Origin of the sequence: Klebsiella sp. C283 (assembly GCF_048822555.1) — a bacterium.
Taxonomy (GTDB): domain Bacteria; phylum Pseudomonadota; class Gammaproteobacteria; order Enterobacterales; family Enterobacteriaceae; genus Klebsiella; species Klebsiella quasipneumoniae.
The window spans coordinates 96505-112606 of sequence record NZ_JBMEZS010000007.1; the positions used below are offsets into that span (position 1 = coordinate 96505).

The following is a 16102-nucleotide window of genomic DNA, read 5'->3' on the forward strand; positions in this document are numbered from 1 at the left end:
TAGCGCCACCCGCCACCATTCACCCGATTCCTCATGGGGGTTACCGTGTTTCTCGCACAAGAAATTATTCGTAAAAAACGTGATGGTCAGGCATTAAGCGATGAAGAGATCCGCTTTTTCATCAACGGCATCCGCGACAATACTATCTCAGAAGGGCAGATCGCCGCGCTGGCGATGACCATCTTCTTCCACGATATGTCTATGCCGGAGCGCGTTTCGCTGACCATGGCGATGCGGGATTCCGGTACCGTTCTGGACTGGAAAAGCCTCAACCTTAACGGCCCAATCGTCGATAAACACTCCACCGGCGGCGTCGGGGATGTCACTTCGCTGATGCTGGGGCCGATGGTGGCCGCCTGCGGCGGTTATGTGCCGATGATTTCCGGCCGCGGACTCGGCCATACCGGCGGTACCCTGGATAAACTGGAAGCGATCCCGGGCTTCGATATCTTCCCGGACGACAACCGATTCCGCGAGATTATTAAAGATGTCGGCGTGGCGATTATCGGGCAGACCAGCTCCCTCGCTCCGGCGGACAAACGTTTCTATGCCACCCGCGATATTACCGCGACGGTGGACTCCATCCCGCTGATCACCGCCTCGATCCTTGCCAAGAAGCTGGCGGAAGGGCTGGATGCGCTGGTGATGGACGTCAAAGTCGGCAGCGGCGCGTTTATGCCGACTTATGAACTTTCCGCCGCGCTGGCGGAAGCGATCGTCGGGGTCGCCAACGGCGCCGGCGTGCGCACCACCGCGCTGCTGACCGATATGAACCAGGTGCTGGCTTCCAGCGCCGGGAACGCCGTTGAAGTTCGCGAAGCGGTCCAGTTCCTGACCGGCGAATACCGCAATCCGCGTCTGTTCGACGTGACGATGGCGCTGTGTGTGGAGATGCTGATTTCCGGCAAGCTGGCGGCGGACGATGCCGACGCGCGCGCGAAGCTGCAGGCGGTACTGGATAATGGTAAAGCGGCGGAAGTCTTTGGCCGTATGGTCGCGGCGCAGAAAGGACCGAGCGACTTTGTCGAGAATTATGATCATTATCTGCCGACGGCGATGCTGAGCAAAGCAGTCTATGCTGATACCGAAGGTTTTGTCAGCGCGATGGATACTCGCGCGCTGGGTATGGCAGTGGTTTCTATGGGCGGCGGCCGCCGTCAGGCATCAGACACCATTGACTATAGCGTTGGCTTTACCGAGATGGCGCGTCTGGGTGACCGCGTGGACGGACAGCGTCCGCTGGCGGTGATCCATGCCAAAGACGAGAACAGCTGGCAGGAGGCCGCGAAAGCGGTCAAAGCGGCCATTAAACTGGACGATAAAGCTCCGGAAATTACACCGACAGTCTATCGCCGTATCACCGAATAGCGATATACTGATCTGATCGCTTTTTTGCAGCGCAAGATGTATGGAGAACAAGATGAAACGTGCATTTATCATGGTGCTGGACTCCTTTGGGATTGGCGCAACGGAAGACGCAGACCGCTTTGGCGACGTCGGCGCCGATACCCTGGGACACATTGCGGAAGCCTGCGCCAAAGGCGAGGCTGACCACGGCCGCAAAGGCCCGCTGAATTTACCGAACCTGACCCGTCTGGGGCTGGTGAAAGCGCATGAAGGCTCTACCGGTAAAATTGCCGCCGGAATGGATGGCAATGCCGAAGTGATTGGCGCCTGGGCCTGGGCGCATGAACTCTCTTCTGGTAAAGATACGCCGTCCGGCCACTGGGAAATCGCCGGCGTGCCGGTGCTGTTTGACTGGGGCTACTTCAGCGATCATGAAAACAGCTTCCCGCAGGAGCTGCTGGATAAGCTGGTGAAACGCGCCAACCTGCCGGGCTACCTCGGCAACTGCCACTCTTCCGGGACGGTGATCCTCGATCAGCTCGGCGAAGAGCATATGAAAACCGGGAAACCGATTTTCTATACCTCCGCTGACTCCGTGTTCCAGATCGCCTGTCACGAAGAGACCTTTGGCCTCGACAAGCTGTATGAGCTGTGCGAAATCGCCCGTGAAGAGCTGACCGAAGGCGGCTACAACATTGGCCGCGTCATCGCTCGTCCGTTTATCGGCGATAAAGCCGGTAACTTCCAGCGTACCGGCAACCGTCACGATCTGGCGGTCGAACCGCCGGCGCCGACCGTGCTGCAGAAGCTGGTTGACGAGAAGAACGGCCACGTGGTGTCTGTCGGTAAGATAGCGGACATCTACGCAAACTGCGGCATCACCAAAAAAGTGAAAGCCACCGGGCTGGACGCGCTGTTCGACGCGACCATCAAAGAGATGAAGGAAGCCGGCGACGAGACTATCGTCTTCACCAACTTCGTCGACTTTGACTCCTCCTGGGGCCACCGTCGCGATGTCGCCGGCTACGCGGCGGGTCTGGAACTGTTTGACCGCCGTCTGCCGGAGCTGATGGAGCTGGTAGGGGAAGACGACATCCTGATCCTCACCGCCGACCACGGCTGCGACCCGACCTGGACCGGTACCGACCACACCCGCGAGCATATTCCGGTGCTGGTGTACGGCCCGAAAGTGAAACCAGGATCGTTAGGCCACCGCGAAACTTTCGCGGACATCGGCCAGACGCTGGCGACATACTTTGGTACCTCGCCAATGGCCTACGGTAAAAACATGCTGTGATGCAATTGCCCGGTGGCGCTCAGCGATCCGGGCCTACGGTTTTGTCGGCCGGGTCAGGCGTAGCCGCCCGGCAAAAACAACAATGTAAAAGGAACTGAAGATGGCAACTCCTCACATTAACGCAGAAATGGGCGATTTCGCTGACGTAGTCTTGATGCCGGGCGACCCGCTGCGCGCCAAGCACATTGCAGAAACCTTTCTCGAAGACGTGCGTGAAGTGAACAACGTGCGCGGCATGCTGGGCTTCACCGGCACCTATAAAGGCCGCAAAATCTCCGTCATGGGCCACGGGATGGGTATTCCGTCCTGCTCTATCTACACCAAAGAGCTGATCACCGATTTCGGCGTCAAGAAAATCATCCGCGTCGGCTCCTGCGGCGCGGTGCGCGAAGACGTCAAACTGCGCGACGTGGTGATCGGTATGGGCGCCTGCACCGACTCCAAAGTGAACCGTCTGCGTTTTAAAGACCACGACTTCGCGGCGATTGCCGATTTCGGCATGGTGCGTAACGCGGTAGACGCGGCGAAAGCGCTGGGCGTTGACGCGCGCGTCGGCAACATCTTCTCTGCAGACCTGTTCTATACCCCGGACCCGTCCATGTTCGACGTGATGGAAAAATACGGCATCCTGGGCGTGGAAATGGAAGCGGCGGGTATCTACGGCGTGGCGGCGGAATTCGGGGCGAAAGCGCTGACCATCTGCACCGTGTCTGACCATATTCGTACCCACGAGCAGACCACTGCCGCGGAGCGTCAGACCACGTTCAACGACATGATTAAAATCGCGCTGGAATCCGTGCTGCTGGGCGATAAAGAGTAAAAGCTGTTGTGCCGGGCGGCGGCTTCGCCTGACCCGGCCTGCGGTTTTCCAGGCCCGCTAAGCGCTACGCCAGCGGGCTTTTTTTTTAGCGTACCGCGCCGGCAATCCACACCGACAGCGCTTTGAGTTCCGCTTCCTGCTCCGGGAAGTCCTCCATCAGCGCCTCACACTGCTGTTGCAAAACCTCAGCCCGATACTGACAGCCGATTAAGCGTTCCGCCAGCGCCTCCAGCGGCGCCGGATTCAGGCTATCGGTAAAGGCCTGCGCGCGGGTGATATGGCCCTTCTCAACGTCAAAATGCAGCTCGACGCCGCCCCAGGGGAAGCGCTCGTCCAGCAGGTGGGAAAAGGCGGGCGCCTGGCCGAAGTTCCACTCCCAGCTGCTCTGGCGAGCGAAAGTGTCGGCAAAGTTCGGCAGGTCCGGCGTGTTGTCCGGGGAGATCACCTCGGCGTCTACCCGTTCGGCGTAATGGCTGAAGAACGCCTCCTGGATCGCCTCGCAAACTTGCTGATGGGTAATGCCCGGCAGCAGCTCAACCAGGTTCGCCACCCGCCCGCGCACCGAGGTAATGCCTTTAGCCTGCAGCTTTTTCTGGTCCGGGTTGAGGTAGTTGGCGAGACGGCTTAAATCGGCGTTGAGCAGCAGGGTGCCGTGGTGAAAACCGCGGTCCATGGTTTCACGATAGGCTGAGCCGGAGACTTTGCGGTCGCCGCTGTCGGTTTTGACCACCAGATCGTTGCGCCCGGAGGCGTCGGCGGTTACGCCAAGTGAATTGAGCGCCGCCAGCACAATAGCGGTGGAGACGGTTTTGTCGTACTCCGGTTTGCCTGCCATAAAGGTAAAGCAGGTATTGCCGAGGTCGTGGAACACCGCGCCGCCGCCGCTGCTGCGACGGGCCAGCCGCACATGATCTTCCTCCATGCGGCGGGTATTACACTCCTTCCACGGGTTCTGCGCGCGGCCGATGACCACGGTATCGGCATTGCGCCACAGGAACAGCACCCGCTGGGTGGCGGGCATCTGGCGGAAAATGCACTCCTCGACCGCCAGGTTGAACCACGGGTCGTAAGAGTCAGAAAGCAGGAGGCGCAGTGTGGACATTATAGATTTCCTTTCTTTTCATCGTCTTCATCCTCAACCGGCTTGTTGGCGGTGAGCAGGAAGGGCGATTGCTGCCAGCGGGTGCGTTTGCCCTGCAGCAGCGTGCGGGTCAGTACCACGCCGATGGCCAGGGACAGCAACAGCATCAGGCGTAAAATATTGGTGGTATTATCCACCTGCTTCGCCTCGGTCGCCAGCGTATGGGTATCGAGGGTCAGACGCAGGTAGCCCAGCGGGCCGTTTTTTCCCGGCACCGGCTCGACAATCTGCTGGTTGAAGTAGCCACCGGCTTTCTTACCATCCAGCGCCAGCCGGTCGCGAACCTCGACGCTTTCGCCAGAGCGCGCCACCAGGTCGCCCTGGTCGTCATATACCCCGGCGTCCAGTACGCGGCTGTTGTGGGTGAGCTGCGTCAACAGCTGATTGATGCGCTTTTCGTCCGGCGTTTCGCTGCGCATCAGCGGCGTGAGATTCAGCACCACCTGCTGCGCCAGCGTGCGGGCCAGCTCTTCCAGCTGCGGATTGCGTTGTTTCTGACTGTTCTGACTGAACCACGAGGCGCCCTGCATCAGCGCGACGAGCAGGGCGAGACAGATAAGGACAATGACCGCACGATGCAGCCGGAATTTCAGTTTTGCGCGAACCATATTCCACCTTTGAAAATTTGCAGCTTAATGTTGCCAGAAGCGCTGGTTACAAGGTAGCCTCATGCGTTATTTTCCTCGCCTGAATGAAGAGATGTGGAGCCGTAATGCCTAACAGTTTGACCTGGTGCGACCTGCCTGAAGACGTTTCCCTGTGGCCTGGGTTGCCGCTTTCCCTGAGCGGTGACGAGGTCATGCCGCTGGATTATCACGCCGGGCGCAGCGGCTGGCTGCTGTACGGGCGTGGGCTGGATAAACGCCGTCTGACGGACTGGCAGCGTGAGCTGGGCGCCGCGTTAGTGATCGTCGCCTCCTGGGTGGTCGAAGATTACCAGGTGATCCGCCTGGCCGGTTCGCTGACCCCCCGTGCGACGCGGCTGGCGCATGAGGCGGGGCTGGACGTCGCGCCTTTGGGTAAAATCCCTCATCTGCGCACCCCGGGACTGCTGGTGATGGATATGGACTCCACGGCGATCCAGATCGAATGCATCGATGAGATCGCGAAACTGGCCGGCACCGGCGAGCTGGTATCGGAAGTGACCGAGCGGGCGATGCGCGGGGAGCTGGACTTCACCGCCAGCCTGCGCCAGCGCGTGGCGACGCTGAAAGACGCTGATGCCAGCATTCTGCTGCAGGTTCGCGACGCGCTGCCGCTGATGCCGGGCCTGGCGCAGCTGGTGCTCAAGCTGGAAACGCTGGGCTGGAAGGTGGCGATCGCCTCCGGCGGCTTCACCTTCTTCGCCGAGTATCTGCGCGATAAGCTGCATCTCGACGCGGTGTTCGCCAACGAACTGGAGATCCGCGACGGCAAGCTCACCGGCAACGTGCTCGGCGATATCGTCGATGCCAAATACAAAGCCAATACGCTGCGCAAGCTGGCGGAAAAGTATGCGATCCCAACGGCGCAGACCGTGGCCATCGGCGATGGCGCCAACGACCTGCCGATGATTAAGGCTGCCGGGCTTGGCATCGCGTATCATGCGAAGCCTAAAGTGAATGAACAGGCGGAAGTGACTATCCGCCACGCTGACCTGATGGGGGTATTCTGTATTCTCTCGGGCAGCATGAACCAAAAGTAAGAGGTAAACGTGGCGAAAGCTCCAAAACGCGCATTTGTCTGTAATGAATGTGGTGCGGATTACCCGCGCTGGCAGGGGCAGTGCAGCGCCTGCCATGCCTGGAATACCATCACCGAGATGCGCATCGCCGCGTCGCCGCAGGTGGCGAGAAACGAGCGTTTGTCAGGCTACGCCGGTCACGCCGGCGTCTCGAAGGTGCAGAAGCTGTCAGACATCAGCCTTGAGGCGCTGCCGCGTTTTTCCACCGGTTTTAAAGAGTTTGACCGCGTACTCGGCGGCGGCGTGGTGCCGGGCAGCGCGATCCTGATTGGCGGTAACCCCGGCGCGGGGAAATCGACGCTGCTGCTGCAGACGTTGTGCAAGCTGGCGGAAGGGATGAAAACCCTGTACGTCACCGGGGAGGAGTCCCTTCAGCAGGTGGCGATGCGCGCCCATCGCCTTGGGCTGCCGACGGCGAACCTGAACATGCTGTCGGAAACCAGCATTGAGCAGATCTGTCAGATTGCCGAGGAAGAAAAACCGCAGCTGATGGTGATCGACTCTATCCAGGTGATGCATATGGCCGACGTTCAGTCGTCGCCGGGCAGCGTCGCCCAGGTACGTGAAACGGCGGCCTACCTGACGCGCTTTGCCAAAACACGCGGCGTGGCGATCGTCATGGTCGGCCACGTCACCAAAGACGGTTCGCTGGCCGGCCCGAAGGTGCTGGAGCACTGTATTGACTGCTCGGTGCTGCTGGACGGCGATGCCGACTCCCGCTTCCGCACTCTGCGCAGCCACAAAAACCGCTTTGGCGCGGTGAACGAGCTGGGCGTCTTCGCCATGACCGAGCAGGGGCTGCGCGAAGTGAGCAACCCATCCGCTATCTTCCTCAGCCGGGGAGATGAAATCACCTCCGGCAGCTCGGTGATGGTGGTCTGGGAAGGGACCCGCCCGCTGCTGGTGGAGATCCAGGCGCTGGTGGATCACTCGATGATGTCCAACCCGCGCCGCGTGGCGGTGGGGCTGGAACAGAACCGTCTGGCGATCCTGCTGGCGGTGCTGCATCGCCACGGCGGCCTGCAGATGGCCGATCAGGACGTTTTCGTCAACGTGGTCGGTGGGGTGAAGGTCACGGAAACCAGCGCCGATCTGGCGCTGCTGCTGGCGATGGTCTCCAGCTTGCGCGATCGCCCGCTGCCGCAGGACCTGGTGGTCTTTGGCGAAGTGGGGTTGGCTGGCGAAATTCGCCCGGTGCCGAGCGGACAGGAGCGTATCTCCGAAGCGGCGAAGCATGGCTTCCGCCGCGCCATCGTCCCGGCGGCCAATGTGCCGAAAAAAGTGCCGGAAGGCATGCAAATCTTTGGTGTGAAAAAGCTTTCAGACGCGCTAAGCGTTTTTGACGACTTATAATAAGTTAAAAGGAGATTAGCGATGTCGTCATTTGACTATTTAAAAAGCGCCATAAAGCAGAAAGGCTGTACCCTGCAGCAGGTGGCGGAAGCCAGCGGGATGACCAAAGGGTATCTCAGCCAACTGTTGAATGCCAAAATCAAAAGCCCGAGCGCGCAGAAGCTAGAAGCGCTGCATCGTTTCCTCGGGCTGGAGTTTCCCCGCCGACAGAAAAGCGTCGGCGTGGTGTTTGGTAAATTTTACCCGCTGCATACCGGGCACATCTATTTGATTCAACGCGCCTGTAGCCAGGTCGATGAGCTGCATATCATCATGGGCTATGACGACACTCGCGACCGCGAGCTGTTTGAAGAGAGCGCCATGTCGCAGCAGCCGACGGTGCCTGACCGCCTGCGCTGGCTGCTACAAACCTTTAAATATCAGAAGAATATTCGCATCCACGCCTTCAATGAAGAGGGGATGGAACCCTATCCGCACGGCTGGGATGTGTGGAGTCATGGGATCCGCGCTTTTATGAGCGAAAAAGGGATCGAACCGAACCGGATCTATACCTCGGAAGAGGCCGATGCGCCGCAGTACCTTGAGCATCTGGGGATCGAGACGGTGCTTATCGATCCTAAGCGGACCTTTATGAATATTAGCGGCGGCCAGATCCGCGAGAACCCGTTCCGTTACTGGGAATATATTCCGACGGAAGTGAAACCGTTCTTTGTGCGGACGGTGGCGATCCTCGGCGGCGAGTCGAGCGGGAAATCAACGCTGGTCAATAAGCTCGCCAATATCTTCAATACCACCAGCGCCTGGGAATATGGCCGGGATTATGTCTTTTCGCATCTCGGCGGCGATGAGATGGCGCTCCAGTATTCGGATTACGATAAAATAGCCCTCGGGCACGCCCAGTATATTGATTTCGCAGTGAAATATGCCAACAAGGTGGCGTTTATCGATACCGACTTCGTCAGCACTCAGGCGTTCTGCCTGAAGTACGAGGGGCGAGAGCACCCGTTCGTGCAGGCGCTGATTGATGAATACCGCTTCGATCTGGTGATCCTGCTGGAGAACAATACCCCGTGGGTGGCCGATGGGTTACGCAGCCTTGGGAGTTCGGTGGATCGTAAAGAGTTTCAGTCGCTGCTGGTGTCGCTGCTGAAAGAGAATGAGATCGAGTTCGTCCATGTTAAGGAGTCGGACTACGATACGCGCTTCCTGCGCTGCGTCGAGCTGGTGAAGCAGCTGATGGGGGAGCAGGGCTAGATCCTCTGCGGGCTGATGCCCTCACCCCGGCCCTCTCCCGGTGGGAGAGGGAGCAAACATTAAAAAAGGCAACTTGCGTTGCCTTTTTGCATTTTATTTTGAGATACGTTTGTACTTGATTCGCTTCGGCTCCAGCGCGTCGGCGCCGAGGGTGCGTTTCTTGTACTCTTCGTACTCGGTAAAGTTACCTTCAAAGAACTCCACCTTACCTTCATCCTGGTAATCCAGAATGTGGGTGGCGATACGGTCAAGGAACCAACGGTCGTGCGAGATAACCATCGCGCAGCCCGGGAACTCCAGCAGGGCGTTTTCCAGCGCGCGCAGGGTTTCGATATCCAGGTCGTTGGTCGGTTCATCGAGCAGCAGTACGTTACCGCCAACCTGCAGCAGCTTCGCCAGGTGCAGACGACCGCGTTCACCGCCGGACAACTCGCCAACGCGTTTGCCCTGGTCTACGCCTTTGAAGTTAAAGCGGCCCACGTAGGCGCGGCTCGGCATCTCGGTGTTGCCGATCTTCATGATATCCAGGCCGCCGGAGACCTCTTCCCACACGGTCTTGCTGTTGTCCATCGCGTCGCGGAACTGATCGACGGAGGCCAGCTTAACGGTTTCGCCCAGGGTGATGGTGCCGGAATCTGGCTGTTCCTGGCCGGACATCATGCGGAACAGCGTTGATTTACCCGCGCCGTTCGGGCCGATGATGCCGACGATAGCGCCCTTCGGTACCGAGAAGCTCAGATCGTCGATCAGCACGCGGTCGCCGTAGGATTTACGCAAGTTGCTGACTTCCAGAACTTTATCGCCCAGACGCGCGCCTGGCGGAATGAACAGTTCGTTGGTCTCGTTACGTTTCTGGTATTCAACGTTGTTGAGCTCTTCAAAGCGCGCCAGACGGGCTTTGCCCTTGGACTGACGGCCTTTCGCGCCCTGGCGAACCCACTCGAGCTCTTTCTCGATGGATTTGCGACGCGCGGCTTCCTGAGAGGCTTCCTGCGCCAGACGCTGATCTTTCTGCTCCAGCCAGGAGGAGTAGTTGCCTTCCCACGGAATACCTTCGCCGCGGTCAAGTTCGAGGATCCAACCGGCGACGTTATCGAGGAAGTAACGGTCGTGGGTAATTGCCACCACGGTGCCTTCGAAGTCGTGCAGGAAGCGTTCCAGCCAGGCGACGGACTCGGCGTCCAGGTGGTTGGTCGGTTCGTCGAGCAGCAGCATGTCTGGTTTTTCCAGCAGCAGGCGGCACAGCGCGACGCGGCGGCGTTCACCACCGGAAAGATTGGCGATTTTCGCATCCCAGTCCGGCAGGCGCAGGGCGTCGGCCGCGCGCTCCAGCTGCACGTTCAGATTGTGGCCGTCGTGCGCCTGGATAATTTCTTCGAACTTGCCTTGCTGTGCGGCAAGCTTATCGAAGTCTGCATCCGGCTCGGCGTACTTGGCATAGACTTCGTCCAGACCCTTCAGCGCGTTAACCACTTCGGCGACCGCTTCTTCAACGGACTCGCGCACGGTGTGCTCCGGGTTGAGCTGCGGCTCCTGCGGCAGGTAGCCGATTTTAATGCCAGGCTGCGGACGCGCTTCACCTTCGATCTCGGTGTCGATACCGGCCATGATGCGCAGCAGGGTAGATTTACCGGCGCCGTTCAGACCGAGCACACCGATTTTTGCGCCAGGGAAAAAGCTGAGGGAGATATTTTTCAAAATATGACGTTTCGGCGGAACCACTTTGCCGACACGATGCATGGTATAAACGAATTGAGCCACGTTGGACTTCGCCTCTTTCTATTTTGATAGATAGTTCAAAGCCGAAGTGTAGCCTTTTTCGCGCGCTAATCCCAGCGAGGCGACAGGATTCACAGAAGCGTAAAAAAATGTTCAGGACATGGCGCGTTTAGCGTTGTCTGATTAGCATAAGTAAAGCCGCCTGCCGAACCGGCAGTGGCTTTTAAGCGGCACGATGCTGCGAAAATGCACCTGAAAGAGGAAGAGCTTGTGGAAAAAGCCAAAAAAATGGCGTGGCATCTTTTGGCTGCCAGCGTTGGTCTGTTGGCGTTGAGTCAGCTGGCGCATGCGGATTCACTGGATGAACAGCGCAGCCGCTACGCACAAATTAAGCAGGCGTGGGATAACCGGCAGATGGATGTGGTTGACCAGCTGATGCCCACGTTAAGCACCTATCCCCTGTATCCCTATTTGCAGTACCGGCAGATTACCGACGATCTGATGAACCAGCCGGCGCTGGTGGTGAAAAACTTTATTGACGCCAACCCGACGCTGCCCCCCGCGCGTTCATTACGTTCGCGCTTCGTGAATGAACTGGCCCGGCGCAGCGATTGGCGCGGCTTGCTGGCGTTTAGTCCCGATAAGCCGACCAGCACCGAGGCGCAGTGCAACTACTACTACGCCAAACTGAGCGTGGGGCAGTCGCAGGAGGCCTGGAGCGGAGCGAAAGACCTCTGGCTGACGGGCAAGAACCAGCCCGGCGCCTGTGAACCGCTGTTCAGCGCCTGGCGCGACTCCGGCCAGCAGGATCCGCTGGCTTATCTTGAACGGATCCGCCTGGCGATGAAGGCCGGCAATATCGGGCTGGTGAAATCGCTGGCCCAGCAGATGCCCGCCAACTACCAGAGCATCGCCAGCGCCGTGGTCGCTCTGGCTAACGATCCTAACAGCGTCCTGACCTTTGCCCGCACCACCGGGGCGACGGACTTTACCCGCCAGATGGCCGCCGTCGCCTTCGCCAGCGTCGCCCGTCAGGATGTGGAAAATGCCCGTTTGATGATCCCTTCGCTGGTGCAGGCCCAGCAGCTCAATGAGGATCAGACCCAGGAGCTACGCGATATTGTCGCCTGGCGCCTGATGGGGAACGATGTGACCGAAGAGCAGGCCATCTGGCGCGACGATGCGATTATGCGATCGCAGTCCACGCCGCTGGTGGAGCGGCGGGTGCGGATGGCGCTGGGGACGGGCGATCGCCATGGCCTGAATACCTGGCTGGCGCGCCTGCCGATGGAGGCGAAAGAGAAAGACGAATGGCGCTACTGGCAGGCGGATCTGTTGCTGGAGCGCGGCAGGGACGAGGAGGCGCAGGCGATCCTCCGGTCGTTGATGCGGCAGCGCGGTTTCTACCCGATGGTCGCCGCGCAGCGTCTCGGCGAGGAGTATACCTTCCGCATCGATAAAGCGACTGGCACGCTCGATCCGGCGCTGGCCTCCGGTCCGGAGATGGCCCGGGTACGCGAGCTGATGTACTGGAATATGGATAACACCGCGCGCACCGAATGGGCGAATCTGGTCACCAGCCGCACGAAATCTCAGCAGGCACAGCTGGCGCGCTATGCCTTCGATCAACACTGGTGGGATCTGAGCGTGCAGGCGACGATCGCCGGCAAGCTGTGGGATCAGCTGGAGGAGCGCTTCCCGCTGGCCTATAACGATCTGTTTGCCCGCTATATCAGCGGTAAAGATATTCCGCAGAGCTACGCGATGGCCATTGCCCGCCAGGAGAGCGCCTGGAACCCGAAAGTGCGTTCGCCGGTCGGCGCCAGCGGGCTGATGCAGATTATGCCGGGCACCGCGACGCATACCGTCAGCATGTTCCGCATTCCCGGCTACAGCGGCCCGTCGCAGCTATTGGATCCGGAAACCAACATCAACATCGGCACCAGCTATCTGCAGTACGTTTACCAGCAGTTCGGCAATAACCGCATCTACGCCTCGGCGGCCTATAACGCCGGGCCGGGTCGGGTACGCACCTGGCAGGGGAACAGCGCCGGACGGATCGATGCCGTGGCGTTTGTCGAGAGTATTCCGTTCTCGGAAACCCGCGGCTACGTGAAGAATGTCCTCTCCTATGACGCCTACTACCGCTACTTTATGGGACAGCAGGATAAGCTCTTCAGCGATGCGGAGTGGCGGCAGCGTTACTGATCGCCGGGAAGTATGTTATGCTTTGTACTCGTTGAAGAGTACATTCGACGGGCAGCGTAAGCTGCCCGTCTCAATATGGTGGCGCGATATGACCCAACAATCTCCCTATTCCGCGGCCGTTGCCGAACAACGTCATCAGGAGTGGCTGCGCTTTGTGACGCTGCTACAGCAGGCCTATGCGCAGGATCTGCATCTGCCGCTGCTGCAGCTAATGCTAACCCCTGATGAGCGCGAAGCGCTGGGAACCCGGGTGCGCATTATCGAAGAGCTGCTGCGCGGCGAGATGAGCCAGCGCGAGCTGAAAAATGAGCTCGGCGCCGGCATTGCGACCATTACCCGCGGGTCGAACAGCCTGAAGTCGGCGCCGGTTGAGCTGCGTCAGTGGCTGGAGCAGACGCTGCTGGCTAGCGATAAATAGCGTTGTGGAACGGGCTTAACGCCAGCACGACCGCCTGATGGTAAACGCTGCTGCGGGTTAATTTGCCGCCGGTGAAAACCCCAATCGCCCCCTCTTTACGACCGATCTGATCGATGCCGGTATACTGCGACATGACCGGCCCGAGGGCTTCGCCAGCGCGAACCTGCTCAAGAATAACGTCAGGCAACGGCAGCGTGGCTGAGCGCGCTTCTCCGCGCTGGCTGGCGCTTTCGATGACCACCCAGCTAAAGGTACTGCCATCGTCAATTCCGGCTTCGATGGCGACCCAGAAATCGGCATGGGGCTGGGCGAGGCGCGCATTAGCGACGCGATTTCGTGCGCCAGCGCGCGTTTCCTCGCTGCCGAAGGGCTGTTCCGGCACGCCGCTCTCGACGGATACGGACTCAATGTGGCAGGATCCTTCGCCGAAAATCTCGTCAAAAGCCTGCAGAATTGCCTGAATTTTGGCGGGATTAGTGGTCGCTGAGACAACATGGTGCATAATCAAAACAACTCAGAATAAACTAACGTCATCGCAGTATACTCTAAATCACCCCCAGGGCAGGCGGTAATGCCCGAAAGCGGTCGATAACGAGTTCAGAACGGAAAAAAAGCATGTTACAGGTATACCTTGTTCGCCACGGTGAAACGCAGTGGAACGCCGAGCGACGTATTCAGGGTCAGTCCGACAGCCCGCTGACCGCACACGGTGAGCGCCAGGCCTGGCAGGTTGGCGAGCGCGCCAGAACGCTGGGGATCACCCATATCATTACCAGCGATCTGGGACGAACCCGCCGCACAGCAGAGATTATCGCCGAAGCCTGCGGCTGCAGCGTGATCGCCGATGCGCGCCTGCGCGAGCTGGATATGGGGGTGCTGGAGAAGCGCCATATCGACTCGCTCAGCGAAGAAGAAGAGGGCTGGCGCCGCCAGCTGGTCAACGGCACGCCGGATGGTCGTATTCCTCAGGGCGAATCGATGCAGGAGCTTAGCGAACGCATGCATGCGGCGCTGGCAGCCTGTCTGGAATTACCGGCCGGTAGTCGACCACTGCTGGTGAGTCATGGTATCGCGCTGGGCTGCCTGGTGAGCACGATTTTAGGGCTGCCGGCGTACGCAGAGCGTCGTCTGCGCCTGCGCAACTGCTCTATCTCGCGCGTCGATTATCAGCAGAGCCCGTGGCTGGCTTCCGGCTGGGTGGTGGAAACGGCGGGCGACGTCTCGCATCTTGACGCCCCCGCGATGGACGAGCTGCAGCGTTAACGGCGGATCGGGATCAGATATTCGCAGCGCAACTGAATCGGCGTGGCCTGATCCCGGCTTTCATCTTCAGGATAGAAGCGTTCAATATCCAGCCCCTTGCGACGCGTCAGGTTCAGCATCGGCATGCAGGTGCCGTAGACCGTCAGGATGAATTCCTGCAGGCCGGTACCCAGCCCTTCATACGTAAACATGACATACTCGCCGCCCTCCAGCGTCACCGGATGGGCGTTCTGCAGGTGGCCGTTAGCCATCTCCGGCGTCAGCGCGGTGGTATAGAACACTTCCTGTTCATCGTCTTTCTCCAGGCTCGGACGCGGTTCATGCAGCCCATAGAGCACCGGGGGGATCGACGGCGAGTTGCCGAGGAAATCGCGCCAGAACTGGACCCGCATCTGGTTGCGGAAGTCGGAGATTTCCTCCAGCTTACAGGTATAGCTCTGGGTTACTCCCAGCAGTTGAGTCGTGGGCAGGGCGACAAATTCATGTTTCGGCAGGGTAAACTCGCCAAGACGCAGCGGCGGACGCATACCGAACGAGCTCCAGTCCGGCGAGCGGCGGTAGAGCGCCGGCGTCAGCGAGAACTGCTTCTTAAACGCCCGGGTGAAGGTCTGCTGGGAGTCGAAACGGTACTGCAGCGCAATATCAAGGATTGGACGGGCGGTAAGGCGTAATGCGACAGCTGATTTCGACAACCGGCGCGCGCGAATATAGGCACCGATGGCATGGCCGGTGACATCCTTAAACATTCGCTGCAAATGCCACTTGGAATAACCCGCCTTCGCCGCCACATTGTCCAGAGAAAGCGGCTGATCCAGGTGACCTTCCAGCCAGCTAAGGAGATCGCGAATAATCCCTGCTTGATCCATAAAATGTCCCCATCCTTAAACACAGGTGCCTGATATTAAAGTAGCGGATAATAGCATTTTTTGATGTTTTAGCATTCAGTGTTTTTTTTGCTTTTAAATGCGGTAGGTCCGTGGATCTGAACGAGAATTTTGTAAAGCTGTGATCTATAAACCTTTTCCGCAAAGTGCGTGATAATCACTCAGCTATATTTTTTAAGAATGGTAACAATATGAAATACAAGAAGTTTGCGATGGGCCTGCTGCTGCTGGCCGGCTGCCAGGTCGCTCAGGCGGAGCAGATTGGTTCCGTGGATACGGTCTTCAAATGGTTAGGGCCGGATCACAAAATTGTCGTCGAAGCCTTTGACGATCCGGATGTGCAGAACGTGACCTGCTATATCAGCCGGGCGAAGACCGGCGGGATCAAAGGCGGGCTGGGGCTGGCGGAAGATACCTCTGACGCGGCCATCTCCTGCCAGCAGGTCGGGCCGATTGAGCTGACGGACAAAATCAAAAATGGCAAAAGCCAGGGCGACGTGGTGTTCCAGAAGCGCACCTCGCTGGTGTTTAAAAAGCTACAGGTCGTTCGCTTCTATGATGCGAAACGCAATGCGCTGGTCTACCTGACCTATTCGGATAAAGTGGTTGATGGTTCGCCGAAGAACGCCATCAGCGCCGTGCCGATTATGCCCTGGAATAAATAAACGGGAGCGC

15 protein-coding genes are annotated in these 16102 nt (G+C 59.0%); 10 read left to right on the top strand and 5 right to left on the bottom strand.

The features are described 5' to 3' along the window. Positions 1 to 45 precede the first annotated feature (45 nt). The 3 genes from deoA (at position 46) to deoD (ending at position 3464) form a co-directional block, all read left to right on the top strand. Positions 46 to 1368 carry a thymidine phosphorylase gene (gene deoA / locus ACOI7Z_RS15020; RefSeq protein WP_032429093.1) on the top strand — a complete coding sequence of 441 codons (1323 nt, stop codon included), beginning with the start codon at positions 46 to 48 and terminating at the stop codon, positions 1366 to 1368. A gap of 52 nt (positions 1369 to 1420) precedes the next feature. Continuing rightward, positions 1421 to 2644 carry a phosphopentomutase gene (deoB, locus tag ACOI7Z_RS15025; RefSeq protein ID WP_023291895.1) on the top strand — a complete coding sequence of 408 codons (1224 nt, stop codon included), beginning with the start codon at positions 1421 to 1423 and terminating at the stop codon, positions 2642 to 2644. Between the two features lie 100 nt (positions 2645 to 2744). Then, positions 2745 to 3464, top strand: coding sequence for a purine-nucleoside phosphorylase (deoD, locus tag ACOI7Z_RS15030; protein WP_002887789.1), 720 nt, complete (start codon positions 2745 to 2747; stop codon positions 3462 to 3464). An 85-nt stretch (positions 3465 to 3549) separates the two neighbouring features. Here the strand turns inward: deoD and lplA are convergent, their stop codons facing one another. Both lplA and ACOI7Z_RS15040 read right to left on the bottom strand, forming a co-directional pair. Then, the gene (lplA, locus tag ACOI7Z_RS15035) at positions 3550 to 4566 is read right to left on the bottom strand and encodes a lipoate--protein ligase LplA (RefSeq protein ID WP_087848854.1); all 1017 of its coding nucleotides are present in this window, start codon (positions 4564 to 4566) and stop codon (positions 3550 to 3552) included. After that, entirely contained in the window at positions 4566 to 5213 is a 648-nt protein-coding gene (locus ACOI7Z_RS15040) for a YtjB family periplasmic protein (protein WP_087848855.1), read from the bottom strand. The genes lplA and ACOI7Z_RS15040 overlap by 1 nt, the downstream gene beginning before the upstream one ends. A gap of 104 nt (positions 5214 to 5317) precedes the next feature. Between ACOI7Z_RS15040 and serB the strand changes: the two genes are divergently transcribed. The 3 genes from serB to nadR are packed head-to-tail and all read left to right on the top strand — an operon-like array spanning position 5318 to position 8935. After that, a complete protein-coding gene (gene serB, locus ACOI7Z_RS15045) occupies positions 5318 to 6289 on the top strand; it encodes a phosphoserine phosphatase (RefSeq protein WP_023291898.1) in 972 nt (323 codons plus the stop codon). 9 nt (positions 6290 to 6298) lie between these two features. After that, on the top strand, positions 6299 to 7681 hold the full coding sequence (radA, locus tag ACOI7Z_RS15050; protein WP_023291899.1) for a DNA repair protein RadA: 1383 nt from the start codon (positions 6299 to 6301) through the stop codon (positions 7679 to 7681). Positions 7682 to 7702: 21 nt separating this feature from the next. After that, the gene (nadR, locus tag ACOI7Z_RS15055) at positions 7703 to 8935 is read left to right on the top strand and encodes a multifunctional transcriptional regulator/nicotinamide-nucleotide adenylyltransferase/ribosylnicotinamide kinase NadR (protein ID WP_004886547.1); all 1233 of its coding nucleotides are present in this window, start codon (positions 7703 to 7705) and stop codon (positions 8933 to 8935) included. A 93-nt stretch (positions 8936 to 9028) separates the two neighbouring features. Here nadR and ettA read toward each other — a convergent pair whose 3' ends face one another. After that, positions 9029 to 10696: an energy-dependent translational throttle protein EttA gene (ettA, locus tag ACOI7Z_RS15060; RefSeq protein ID WP_023291900.1), complete on the bottom strand. Its 1668-nt coding sequence runs from the start codon at positions 10694 to 10696 to the stop codon at positions 9029 to 9031. A gap of 228 nt (positions 10697 to 10924) precedes the next feature. Here ettA and sltY point away from each other — a divergent pair, with 228 nt between their 5' ends. Both sltY and trpR read left to right on the top strand, forming a co-directional pair. After that, on the top strand, positions 10925 to 12862 hold the full coding sequence (gene sltY / locus ACOI7Z_RS15065; RefSeq protein ID WP_087848874.1) for a murein transglycosylase: 1938 nt from the start codon (positions 10925 to 10927) through the stop codon (positions 12860 to 12862). Positions 12863 to 12950: 88 nt separating this feature from the next. Next, on the top strand, positions 12951 to 13280 hold the full coding sequence (gene trpR, locus ACOI7Z_RS15070) for a trp operon repressor (protein ID WP_065883303.1): 330 nt from the start codon (positions 12951 to 12953) through the stop codon (positions 13278 to 13280). On the opposite strand, the gene yjjX is transcribed toward trpR, so the two are convergent. Further along, a complete protein-coding gene (gene yjjX, locus ACOI7Z_RS15075; protein WP_032452387.1) occupies positions 13267 to 13782 on the bottom strand; it encodes an inosine/xanthosine triphosphatase in 516 nt (171 codons plus the stop codon). The two genes, trpR and yjjX, sit on opposite strands and share 14 nt — an antisense overlap. A 113-nt stretch (positions 13783 to 13895) precedes the next feature. Here yjjX and gpmB point away from each other — a divergent pair, with 113 nt between their 5' ends. Continuing rightward, positions 13896 to 14543, top strand: a complete 648-nt coding sequence (gene gpmB / locus ACOI7Z_RS15080; protein ID WP_004204216.1) for a 2,3-diphosphoglycerate-dependent phosphoglycerate mutase GpmB — start codon at positions 13896 to 13898, stop codon at positions 14541 to 14543. Here gpmB and robA read toward each other — a convergent pair. Next, a complete protein-coding gene (gene robA, locus ACOI7Z_RS15085) occupies positions 14540 to 15409 on the bottom strand; it encodes an MDR efflux pump AcrAB transcriptional activator RobA (RefSeq protein WP_004204217.1) in 870 nt (289 codons plus the stop codon). The genes gpmB and robA overlap by 4 nt on opposite strands. 209 nt (positions 15410 to 15618) lie before the next feature. Between robA and creA the strand changes: the two genes are divergently transcribed. Beyond that, on the top strand, positions 15619 to 16092 hold the full coding sequence (creA, locus tag ACOI7Z_RS15090; RefSeq protein WP_009309170.1) for a protein CreA: 474 nt from the start codon (positions 15619 to 15621) through the stop codon (positions 16090 to 16092). Positions 16093 to 16102: the final 10 nt, after the last annotated feature.

Excerpts from the sequence above, each read along its gene's own strand:
- gpmB (WP_004204216.1), top strand. The coding sequence starts at position 13,896 with ATGTTACAGGTATACCTTGTTCGCCACGGTGAAACGCAGTGGAACGCC.
- yjjX (WP_032452387.1), bottom strand. The coding sequence starts at position 13,782 with ATGCACCATGTTGTCTCAGCGACCACTAATCCCGCCAAAATTCAGGCA.
- trpR (WP_065883303.1), top strand. The coding sequence starts at position 12,951 with ATGACCCAACAATCTCCCTATTCCGCGGCCGTTGCCGAACAACGTCAT.
- deoD (WP_002887789.1), top strand. The coding sequence starts at position 2,745 with ATGGCAACTCCTCACATTAACGCAGAAATGGGCGATTTCGCTGACGTA.
- robA (WP_004204217.1), bottom strand. The coding sequence starts at position 15,409 with ATGGATCAAGCAGGGATTATTCGCGATCTCCTTAGCTGGCTGGAAGGT.
- creA (WP_009309170.1), top strand. The coding sequence starts at position 15,619 with ATGAAATACAAGAAGTTTGCGATGGGCCTGCTGCTGCTGGCCGGCTGC.
- lplA (WP_087848854.1), bottom strand. The coding sequence starts at position 4,566 with ATGTCCACACTGCGCCTCCTGCTTTCTGACTCTTACGACCCGTGGTTC.
- deoB (WP_023291895.1), top strand. The coding sequence starts at position 1,421 with ATGAAACGTGCATTTATCATGGTGCTGGACTCCTTTGGGATTGGCGCA.
- serB (WP_023291898.1), top strand. The coding sequence starts at position 5,318 with ATGCCTAACAGTTTGACCTGGTGCGACCTGCCTGAAGACGTTTCCCTG.
- ACOI7Z_RS15040 (WP_087848855.1), bottom strand. The coding sequence starts at position 5,213 with ATGGTTCGCGCAAAACTGAAATTCCGGCTGCATCGTGCGGTCATTGTC.
- nadR (WP_004886547.1), top strand. The coding sequence starts at position 7,703 with ATGTCGTCATTTGACTATTTAAAAAGCGCCATAAAGCAGAAAGGCTGT.